Origin of the sequence: Nitratidesulfovibrio oxamicus, assembly GCF_015731765.1 — a bacterium.
In the GTDB taxonomy this organism is placed as follows: Bacteria; Desulfobacterota; Desulfovibrionia; order Desulfovibrionales; family Desulfovibrionaceae; genus Cupidesulfovibrio; species Cupidesulfovibrio oxamicus.
Genome location: NZ_VRYY01000439.1, coordinates 1 through 2,007 on the forward strand (window position 1 = coordinate 1; position 2,007 = coordinate 2,007).

The 2,007-nt window shown below is 69.8% G+C and carries 3 protein-coding genes and 1 pseudogene; 2 read left to right on the forward strand and 2 right to left on the reverse strand.

What is annotated here, in order from left to right; translation table 11 throughout:
- Both FVW20_RS13500 and FVW20_RS13505 read left to right on the forward strand, forming a co-directional pair.
- Positions 1-486 (forward strand): alkaline phosphatase family protein (locus FVW20_RS13500; RefSeq protein ID WP_504739159.1); only part of this gene is annotated, 486 nt, incomplete at its 5' end.
- Between the two features lie 201 nt (positions 487-687).
- Positions 688-990, forward strand: coding sequence for an Ada metal-binding domain-containing protein (locus FVW20_RS13505; RefSeq protein WP_196610017.1), 303 nt, complete (start codon positions 688-690; stop codon positions 988-990).
- A 58-nt stretch (positions 991-1,048) separates the two neighbouring features.
- Here FVW20_RS13505 and FVW20_RS13510 read toward each other — a convergent pair whose 3' ends face one another.
- Together FVW20_RS13510 and FVW20_RS13515 are read right to left on the reverse strand one after the other, a co-directional pair.
- A complete protein-coding gene (locus FVW20_RS13510) occupies positions 1,049-1,486 on the reverse strand; it encodes an HMA2 domain-containing protein (RefSeq protein WP_196610018.1) in 438 nt (145 codons plus the stop codon).
- A 51-nt stretch (positions 1,487-1,537) separates the two neighbouring features.
- A pseudogene (locus FVW20_RS13515) lies at positions 1,538-2,007 on the reverse strand (heavy metal translocating P-type ATPase); the annotation flags it as partial.

Consider the following 2,007-nt stretch of genomic DNA (forward strand, 5'->3'; position numbering starts at 1 on the left):
CTGGCCCTGGCCGCAGGCCTTGCCGCGCCCGAAATCCCCGGCGCCACCGGCGGCGCGGATACAGACCTTGCCGCCAAGGCCGCCGCCGCCCTCGCCCTGCTGGCGAACCACGCCGTGGTCTTCATCCATGTGGAAGGTCCGGACATGTGCGCACACGCCCGCGACGCCCGCGCCAAATCCGCCCTGCTGGCCCGCATCGATGCGGAACTCATCGCCCCGCTGCGCACGGCCCGGCCCGACGCCCTGCTCTGCGTCACCTGCGACCATGTCACCCACTGCGGCGATGGCCGCCACCACCCGCACGCCGTGCCCTTCCTGCTGCACGGACCGACCGCACTGACGCACCCCGCCGCCCGCTTCGACGAGGCAGCCTGCGCGCCCACGGGCCTGCGCATCCCCTCCGGCCCGGCCCTGCTGGAGTTGATCCTGCGGGGCACCGCCAACCCGCCTGACGGTGGAGCCGACCTGACCGCACGGCAAGGCTGACAGGACGGCAAGGTCTGACGGGACAGACAGGGCAAAACAGACCGTCACCCTGCCACCCGCTGCGCGCTCCCTCTGCGCTGCCCTTCCCCGCAGTACACGCAAAAGGGCGCCCCATGGGGACGCCCCTTCTCGCATGCACACATTCTCAATCCGTTGCACGCATGCCCGCTTCGCGGTAGGGGCACACCAAAAGAGGCCCGCATGCATCGCACACCATCACGCATCCGTTCCGGCCCGTGTCCGTTCGCGGTGCGCGCCGCAGCGGCGGTCCTGCTGACCCTGCTGCTGGCGCTGTCCCCGACGCTGGTCCTGACGGTAGCCGTCCTTTCCGCACAGCCTACACAAGCCGCACAGAATGCCGTCTACCACGGCAACGTGCAGTCGCACATCTTCCACCGCCAGGGCTGCACCTACTACGCGTGCAAGGCCTGCACGGCGGCGTTCGCCACGCGCAAAGCGGCCCTTGACGCAGGCTTTCGCCCCTGCAAGGTGTGCAAGCCGTAGGGACACCGGCCAAATCAGGCTTTCCGTTCGTCACCAATGAACGAAAAAACCATCCCGATCAGGCCATGATGCGCTTGCGATACGCATACAGATGGTAGGCGTTGAAGGCCAGAAACAGCCCCCCCGCCACGATGTGCGCCCGCTCGCGCCCGGCCAGCCCGAACAGCACCAGCGCCGCCAGCGACCCGGCCATGCCCCGCTTGGAGATGCGCATGGCCTCGGCCTTGGTCAGGCGGCGGCAGCAACAAGATTTCTTCGGGGCCGCCTGCTCCTGCGCGGCAAAGGCTTCCAGCATCCTGGCCGCTTCCAGCAATTGCTCCTGCGTCACGGTGTCCGGGTCGTATTCCACCAGCAGGCCGCCGGTGCGCGGGTTGGCCGTGGCGGAAAGCACGCCCGGCGTTTCGCGCAGGGTGCCTTCGATGGCGGCGGCCGCCTCCGGATTGCGCAGCGCATCGCACCGGATGCGTACCCTGCCGGCGATGAAGCTGCTGATCATGGTCCACCCCTCCTTGCCGCGCCGGGCGCGGCCCTGCTGCGGATGCGTCCGTTATGCCGTACCGGAACCGCCGGTCTTGCGGGCAGCCTTGCCGGTGGCCTTGGTTCCGCCCTTGGCGGTCCCGGGTTCTGCGGTCTTGGCCGACTTGGCGGATTTCGTGGCCTTGGCGCCGGACTTGCCGATACGTTCCGGCGCTGTCTTCATTTCCGCCGTTGCCACGGCGGTGGCGTCTGCGGTCCCCGCGGCCTTGGCCCGCGCGGCGTTCGCCGCTCCGGCGGCCTTGCCCTGCTTGCCAGCCTTCGCCTGTTTTCCAGTCTTGACCGGAGCCGTGGCCGGGGCCTTGTGGGGATCCTTGCCCTGCGTGGCGGTGTCCGTTTCACCAGCCGCCTTGCCCTTGCCCGCCACCGTACCCACCGCCTTGGCAGCGCCCTGCACGGTGGCCTTCAGCGCGGCCTTGACGGCGGCGCCCGCTCCAGCCACTCCCGCCGCAACCCGTGTGACGGGTGAAGCCGCGGCGGCAG